This window comes from Methylobacterium sp. WL8, assembly GCF_008040045.1.
In the GTDB taxonomy this organism is placed as follows: Bacteria; Pseudomonadota; Alphaproteobacteria; order Rhizobiales; family Beijerinckiaceae; genus Methylobacterium; species Methylobacterium cerastii.
This window is the reverse complement of sequence record NZ_VRVF01000124.1, coordinates 1-7,574: the sequence shown is the minus strand read 5'-3', so window position 1 is coordinate 7,574 and position 7,574 is coordinate 1. Positions and strand designations below refer to the sequence as shown.

Annotated in this window: 5 protein-coding genes and 1 pseudogene; 1 reads left to right on the top strand and 5 read right to left on the bottom strand. The window is 72.0% G+C overall.

The annotated features are described in order from the left end of the window. Positions 1-273: pseudogene (locus FV234_RS24625) on the top strand (hypothetical protein); the annotation flags it as partial. Positions 274-381: 108 nt separating this feature from the next. On the opposite strand, the gene FV234_RS24620 reads toward FV234_RS24625, so the two are convergent. From FV234_RS24620 to FV234_RS24600, 5 genes are all read right to left on the bottom strand, one after another. Next, positions 382-2,133 (bottom strand): HWE histidine kinase domain-containing protein, encoded by a 1,752-nt coding sequence (locus FV234_RS24620; RefSeq protein ID WP_147832275.1) that lies wholly within the window; start codon positions 2,131-2,133, stop codon positions 382-384. A gap of 214 nt (positions 2,134-2,347) precedes the next feature. Beyond that, positions 2,348-3,064 carry a tRNA (guanine(46)-N(7))-methyltransferase TrmB gene (locus tag FV234_RS24615; protein ID WP_147832273.1) on the bottom strand — a complete coding sequence of 239 codons (717 nt, stop codon included), beginning with the start codon at positions 3,062-3,064 and terminating at the stop codon, positions 2,348-2,350. Between the two features lie 83 nt (positions 3,065-3,147). Next, positions 3,148-4,326: a methionine adenosyltransferase gene (gene metK / locus FV234_RS24610; protein ID WP_147754273.1), complete on the bottom strand. Its 1,179-nt coding sequence runs from the start codon at positions 4,324-4,326 to the stop codon at positions 3,148-3,150. A gap of 184 nt (positions 4,327-4,510) precedes the next feature. After that, positions 4,511-4,915 carry a helix-turn-helix transcriptional regulator gene (locus FV234_RS24605; RefSeq protein ID WP_147765226.1) on the bottom strand — a complete coding sequence of 135 codons (405 nt, stop codon included), beginning with the start codon at positions 4,913-4,915 and terminating at the stop codon, positions 4,511-4,513. 235 nt (positions 4,916-5,150) lie between these two features. Next, entirely contained in the window at positions 5,151-7,517 is a 2,367-nt protein-coding gene (locus FV234_RS24600; RefSeq protein WP_147832271.1) for a Tex family protein, read from the bottom strand. Between the last annotated feature and the right edge of the window lie 57 nt (positions 7,518-7,574).

Genomic DNA, 7,574 nt, shown 5'->3' with positions numbered 1-7,574 from the left:
GCCTCGCCCCCCGAGCCGGAGGACGACCTGTTCGCCCCGGCCGAGCCGGCCCTGCGCCCGAGCCTCGACGCCGAGCCCGCAAAGGCGGCCCCGGAGCCTGCGGCCCGCGAGGTGGTCGGCCGCTATGCGTCGGGCGGCAACACCTACGTGATGTACGCCGACGGCGCGATCGAAGCCGACACCCCGCAGGGCCGCTTCACCTTCGCCTCCCTCGACGAGCTGAAGGCCTTCGTCGAAGCCGGCGGCGAAGGCGGCAACCGCGGCGCGGCCTGAGGTAGGTCGCGGGCCACCCTCCCCCGCAGAGGAGGGAGGAAAGGGTGGCGACTGCGCCTACGCGACGCGTGAACCCGTAGTTCCGGCCGCAAGAGGGCGTCGAGCGGCTTAGCCCGGCGGGTCGAGACCGGGGTTGCGGACGGGGAGGGGGGCCAGCATCGTCAGGGCGAAGCCGTCCGGGGCGTAGAGGGTCTCGACCTCGGCTTGGACCTGCGTGGTGAGCACCCGCTGCAGCAGGCGCGAGCCGAAACCCTGGCGGCGGGGCGGCTCCACCGGCGGGCCGCCGCTTTCGCGCCAGGCGAAATGCAGCATCCCGGCGGAGCCGCCCGACAGGATGGTCCAGGCGACCGAGATCCGCCCGCGGCGGTTGGAAAGTGCGCCGTACTTCGCCGCGTTGGTGGTGAGCTCGTGGATCGCCATGCCGATCGGCACCGCGATCTCAGAGGGCAGCGCCGTGTCCGGCCCGTCCAGCGTGATGCGGCCGTCCAAGACGCCGTCCCCCTCGCCGGCCTCGCCCTCCCGCGTCTGCGCCTCGGCGTAGGGGCGCAGCTCGCTGAGCAGCAGCGTGCGCAGGTCCGCGGTCTGCCAGGTCGCCTCGGTAAGTACCGAATGGGTGTGGGCGAGCGACTTGATGCGGCCGACGAAGGCTTCATAGAAGCTGTCGATGCTCGACGCCGTCCGCGCGGTCGAGCCGACGATCGCCTGCACCGTGGCCAGGGTGTTCTTCACCCGGTGGTGCAGCTCGCGGATCAGCAGCGCCTGGCGCTCCTCGGCGAGCCGCTGGTCGGTGACGTCGGCGACGAGGCCGATCAACCGCCGCGGCAGCCGGTTCGGGGCGTCGCGCTCGAAGCGGCCGGCGAGGTCGATGGTGCGCCACGCGCCGTCGCTGCGGCGGCGGATGCGGCCGGTGGTGTGCAGGATCGCGTCGTCGCGCAGGGCCTGCGAGATCGCCAGCCGCACGCTCGCCCGGTCGTCCGGGTGCAGCGTGTCGCGCAAGAACTCGGATTTGCCGATGGTGCCGTCCTCGGGCGCGTGCCCGAAGATCTCGAACATCCGCTCGTTCTCCCAGATCGCGTGGTCCTCGAGCATGTGCCACTCGAAGATCCCAAGCCTGGCGACCGTGGTGGCGACCCGCAGGCGCTGGTCGCGGGCGACCAGGCCGTCGCGCGCCTCGACCCGCGTGGTCACGTCCTGCACCACGCCGACCATGCCGGTGCGGCGCCCGTCGGCGGCGTGGACCGGGCGGCCGCGCACGGCGAGGACGACCTCGCGCCCATCCGCCTCCCGCGTCAGGCGGGTCTCGAAGCGGTAGGCGCCGTCGCGCGCCATCGCGTCCCGGACCACGGCCTGGAGGCGTTCGGGCTCGCCGGCGGAGAGGCCGGCGCGCAGGATGTCCCAGGTCGCGGAGTCGCCGGGGGGATGGCCGAGGATCTGCGCGGCACGGCGCGACAGCACGAGGCGCCCGGTGGCCTGCTCCCAGCGCCATTCGCCGAGACCCGCGGCGGCGAGGTCCTGGCGGTTCTCCTCGGAGCGCGCCGCCTCGTCGGCGTCGACGGCCTCGACCACGAGAACCGTGCCGCCGGCGCCGGAGCGGCGCACCCGCACCTCCACCGAGCCGCCGCCGGCATGGAGCCAGGGATGGATGCCATCGGCGATCCGGCCGCCGCCGACGAGGTCGGAGGCCGGCTTTCCCGACAGCGCACCAGGGGCGTGGCCGAGCAGGGCGCAGAGTGCGGGGTTGGCCTCAAGGATCTGCGCGCCGTCCTCGGACAGCACGGCGAGCCCGATGGCCGCCGCCTCGAAGGCTGCGTGGCGCGGGTCGGCCGCCGGGCCGTGCAAGCCGCCTACCGGGCCGTGCAAGCCGCCTACTGGGCCGTGATCGTCCCTGTCGGTCACACCGTCCCCTCGAACGCGCGGTCGCGCCGTCTCGAAAAGCGTCGCCCCGGTGGGCACGCCCGTTGGGCGCCCCGGCTGGGCGGGAGCAAGATGGGGCCGGCGCCCAGCCGGGGCAAGCCGTCGGGCGCCCTCTGCGGCTTCGACAACAGCTTAGTTTGCCCGCCGCCCCGATTTTACCTTACGCGATGCGCTCGAATTCCAGGTAGGTCGGGCGGCGCCCGGCCACGATCGCCTTGGCCTCGTAGCGGGTACCGGGCCAGCCGGAATAGGGCTGCGTCCAGTCGGCGGCCTTGCGCGCCGTCCAGCGCAACGCGGGGCAGCGGGCGGTGCGCACCAGGGTCCAGCCGACGTAGTCGTCGATGTCGCTGGCGAAGCGGAACAGGCCGCCGGGACGCAGCACGCGGGCGATCTCGGCGAGCGATTCGTCCGAGACGAACCGGCGCTTGCGCTGGCGTCGCTTGGGCCAGGGATCGGGATAGAGCAGGTAGACCCGCGCGAGGCAGGCATCCGGCAGGGCCGCGAGCAGCGGCGACACGTCCTCGTCGCGGATGCGGACGTTGCGCAAGCCGCGCTCGTCGACGGCGCGCAGCAGCTTCGCGACGCCGTTGACGAAGGGCTCGGCGCCGACGATGCCGATGTCGGAATGGGCTTCGGCCTGAGCCGCCAGGTGCTCGCCTCCGCCGAACCCGATCTCGAGCCAGACCTCGGACGGACCGTCTGCGATGCCGGGAAACAGCGTCGCCGGATCGAGGCGGCCCTCGGCGGGCGGCGCGACGCGCAGGCGCGGCAGCAGCTCGGCAAGGCGCTGCTCCTGCAGCCCGCGCAGGCGCTTACCCTTGCGGCGGCCGAAGAAGGCCCGCTCGGGGGCGTCGGCCGGGGGGCTGGTTTCGGTCACGGCCGGGCTCGGGTGTTCGAAGAAGACGCGACGCGCTTTCCCTCCCCCGCAGAGGGGGAGGGAAGACCCGCGCGGTGGAAGCCTTACGCCAGGGCCGACTTCAGCTTCTCGGCGAGGTCCGTGCGCTCCCAGGAGAAGCCGCCGTCGGCATCCGGCGCGCGGCCGAAATGGCCGTAGGCCGAGGTGCGGGCGTAGATCGGCTTGTTCAGGCCGAGCGCGAGGCGGATGCCGCGGGGCGAGAGGTCGAGGGCGTCCATCAGCACGCCCTCCAGCTTGGCCTCGTCGACCTTGCCGGTGCCGTGCAGGTCCACGTAGATCGAGAGCGGCTTGGCCACGCCGATGGCGTAGGCGAGCTGGATCGTGGCGCGCGAGGCGAGGCCCGCCGCGACGACGTTCTTGGCGAGATACCGCGCCGCGTAGGCCGCCGAGCGATCGACCTTGGTCGGGTCCTTGCCCGAGAACGCGCCGCCGCCGTGAGGCGCCGCGCCGCCGTAGGTGTCGACGATGATCTTGCGGCCGGTGAGGCCGGCATCGCCGTCCGGGCCGCCAATGACGAACTTGCCGGTCGGGTTCACGTGCCAGACCGTGCCCTCGTTGATCCAACCCTCGGGCAAAGCCGCGCGGATGTAGGGCTCGACGATGGCGCGCACGTCGGCCGAATCGAGCGACTCGTCTAGGTGCTGGGTCGAGAGCACGATCTGCGTCGCCTCGACAGGGCGGCCGTTGGCGTAGCGCACCGTGACCTGGCTCTTGGCGTCGGGCCCGAGCTTGGCCGCATCCCCCTGCTTCGCCTTGCGGGCGTCAGCGAGGTCCTTGAGGATCTTGTGGGCGTAGAAGATCGGGGCCGGCATCAACTCCGGGGTCTCGTCGGCGGCGTAGCCGAACATGATCCCCTGGTCGCCCGCGCCCTCGTCCTTGTTGCCGGCCGCGTCCACGCCCTGGGCGATGTCGGCCGACTGGGCGTGCAGGTAGATCTGCACCTCGTTGTTCTTCCAGTGGAACCCGGCCTGCTCGTAGCCGATGTCCTTCACCGCCTCGCGGGAGAGTTCTTCCAGGTCCTTGAAGGTCACCGAGTCGGGGCCGCGGACCTCGCCGGCGATCACGACGCGGTTGGTCGTGGTCAGCGTCTCGACGCCGAGGCGGGCTTCGGGCATCGCGGCGATATAGGCATCCACCACGGTGTCGGAGATCCGGTCGCTCACCTTGTCGGGGTGGCCCTCGGAGACGGACTCGCTGGTGAAGAGGAAGTCTGAACGCGGCATTGTCGGGGCACCCCGGTTGGCGGGTGCGCCTTCCTGAAATCGCGGCGCTTGACCCGGTCGTGAGGGCCGGAGTTCTGGCACCGGCTTCCCCCAGGGTCAAGGTGGAATGCCGAACGGATCCGCTATACCGCACGAAGCGGACGCTAGATCGGTACAGTGGTGCGCCGAAGCGGGATCGACGGCGTCAGCCGCTCAGCTTGCGCTCGAGGGCCTGGACCGCGGCGGCGAAGTCGCGGCGCGTGTCGGCCGAGCAGTTCTCGGCGACGTGGCGGGCGACCATCTCGGCCACGCTCTGCCAGCCGCCCTCGAGCGGGCGCTGCGGCGCGTCGGCGAAGCCCTCGACGGCGTGGTCCTCGTCGCGGGGCATGCCGCTGAAGAAGTGGTCGAGGGGCACGCCGGTCATGCGCGAGAAGATGTCGAGATGGATCGCGCTGATGCGATTGGTACCCTTCTCGTACTTCTGCAGCTGGGCCGCCGACATGCCGAAGCTCTGGGCGACGCGGCGCTGGGTCAGCGACGCCTTGCGCCGCTGCTCCGCGATGCGCTGCCCGACATAAACGTCCCGTTGATCCGTCTTCTGTCCAGCCATCACTCGTCTCGCGTGCGCGCCCCCAAGGGCCCGGAACATCGGTCGTCCACGACCTCGCCGTGCCTAAGCTTAACCGCCCCCGCAGGTCTTGTCACCTTCGTAACCGGTTGGATATTCAAAGGTATCCCCCGCGGCCCGGTCTTCGGCCGCCCGCGTCAGCAAGCCTGGACCGTACTGGTAAAAATTTCGTTGCCGTAGCAACGGTTTCGCTCGAGCAGGCGTGTGCACGGCGCCGTCAGCCATTGCCCCGCGGCCGCCCGCTCGTCGCCCGGCGCAGGGCCTCGGCAAGCGCGCCGCCCGGCTCGTCCGCCGGCGCTGCGGGCCGCGGCGCGGATTCGCGCGCCGGCCTACCTTGCTCTCGGCGCCCCTGATCCTGGCGCCCCTGCTCCTGGCGCGCCGGTTCCTGTCGCGCCGGTTCCTGTCGCGTCTGCCGCTGGCCGTCGTCCGAGCGCATGCTGAGGGCGATGCGCTTGCGGGCCGGGTCGACCTCCACGACGCGGACCTGCACCACGTCGCCGGGCTTCACCACCTCGCGCGGGTCCTTCACGAAGCGGTCGGCCAGCACGGAGATGTGAACCAGCCCGTCCTGATGCACGCCGACGTCGACGAAGGCGCCGAACGCGGCGACGTTGGTGACGACGCCTTCGAGCCGCATCCCGGGCTTCAGGTCCGAGATCTTTTCGACGCCGTCCTGGAAGGTCGCGGTGCGGAAGGCCGGACGCGGGTCGCGGCCGGGCTTCTCCAGCTCGGCGATGATGTCGGCGACGGTTGGCAGGCCGAAGGTCGCGTCCACGAACTTCTGCGGGTTCAGCGCCTTGAGCGCCGCGCCGTTGCCGATCAGCGCGTTGATCGGCTGGCCGGTGGCGGCCAAAATCTTCTTGACCACCGGGTAGGCCTCCGGGTGCACGCCCGAGGCGTCGAGCGGGTCGCTGCCGTCGCGAATGCGCAGGAACCCGGCGGCGAGCTCGTAGGCCTTGGGGCCGAGGCCCGCGACCTTGCGCAACGCGGCGCGCGAGCGGAACGGGCCGTTCGCGTCGCGATGCACGACGATGTTGGCGGCCACCCGCTCCGACAGCCCGGAAACGCGGGCGAGTAGCGGCGCGGAGGCCACGTTCACGTCGACGCCGACGCCGTTGACGCAATCCTCCACCACCGCATCGAGCGAGCGCGACAGCTTCCCTTCCGCGAGGTCGTGCTGGTACTGCCCGACGCCGATCGCCTTCGGCTCGATCTTCACCAGCTCGGCCAGCGGGTCCTGCAGCCGCCGCGCGATCGAGACCGCGCCGCGCAGGGTCACGTCAAGGTCCGGCAGCTCGGCGGAGGCGTAGGCCGAGGCCGAGTAGACCGAGGCGCCGGCCTCAGAGACCATCACCTTGGTCAGCTTCAGCTCCGGGTGCCGGGCCAGGAGCTCGGCCGCCAGCTTGTCGGTCTCGCGCGAGGCGGTGCCGTTGCCGATGGCGATCAGCTCGACCGCGTGGGCGCGGCAGAGCTTGGCCAGCGTCGCCAGCGCACCGGTCCAGTCGCGCCGCGGCTCGTGCGGGAAGACCGCGTCGGTGGCGACGACCTTGCCGGTGGCGTCGACCACCGCGACCTTCACGCCGCTGCGGAAGCCCGGATCGAGCCCAAGCGTCGGCCGCGCCCCGGCGGGCGCCGCGAGCAGCAGGTCGCGCAGGTTGCCGGCGAAGACCTGCACGGCGCCGGCCTCGGCCACCGCCCAGAGCCGGGCGCGGAGATCCGTGTCGATCGCCGGCTTCAGCTTCGTCCGCCAGGTCTTCCGCACCGTCTCGGCGAGGTAGCGGTCGCCGGGCCGCCCGCGATCCCCGATGCCGAAGGTCTTGGCGATCCGGGCCTCCTGCCAGGCCGGCTGGCCCGGGGGCGGCGTCTCGGCATCCGTGAGGTCGAGGTCGAGCACCTCCTCCTTCTCGCCGCGGAACAGCGCCAGGATGCGGTGCGAGGGCAGGCGGGTCAGCGGCTCCTCGAAGGAAAAGTAGTCGGCAAACTTCTGGCCGGCCTCGGCTTTGCCCTTGCGGACCGAGGCGTGCATCCGCCCGCGCCGCCAGCCATCCTCGCGCAAGCTACCGACGAGTTCGGCGTCCTCGCCGAAGCGCTCGATCAGGATCGCGCGTGCGCCCTCCAGCGTGGCGTCGGCATCGGGGAACCCGTCCTTGCCGGCAAACGCCTTCGCGGTCTGAACGGGGTCCCGCTCCGGCTGCGCAAGCAGGGCCTCGGCGAGCGGACCGAGCCCGGCCTCGCGAGCGATCTGAGCCTTGGTCCGGCGCTTGACCTTGAACGGCGCGTAGAGGTCTTCCAGCCGCGCCTTGGTCTCGGCCGTGGCGATCTTCTGCGCGAGCGCGGCATCGAGCTTGCCGAGGCCCTGGATCGCATCGCGGATGGCGCCGCGGCGCTCTTCCAGGTCGCGCAGGTAGGCCAAGCGCTCCTCCAGGGTGCGCAGCTGCGCGTCGTCGAGCCCGCCGGTCGCCTCCTTGCGGTAGCGGGCGACGAACGGCACCGTGGCGCCCCCGTCGAGCAGGTCCACCGCCGCCCGCACCTGCGCCTCGGCGACGCCGAGCTCGGTGGCGATGCGATGCGTGATGCCGATCATCCGGTCCGTGTCCTCGATGGCTGCGGGGCGCGGTGTCTAACCCGGATGGGGGAGGGG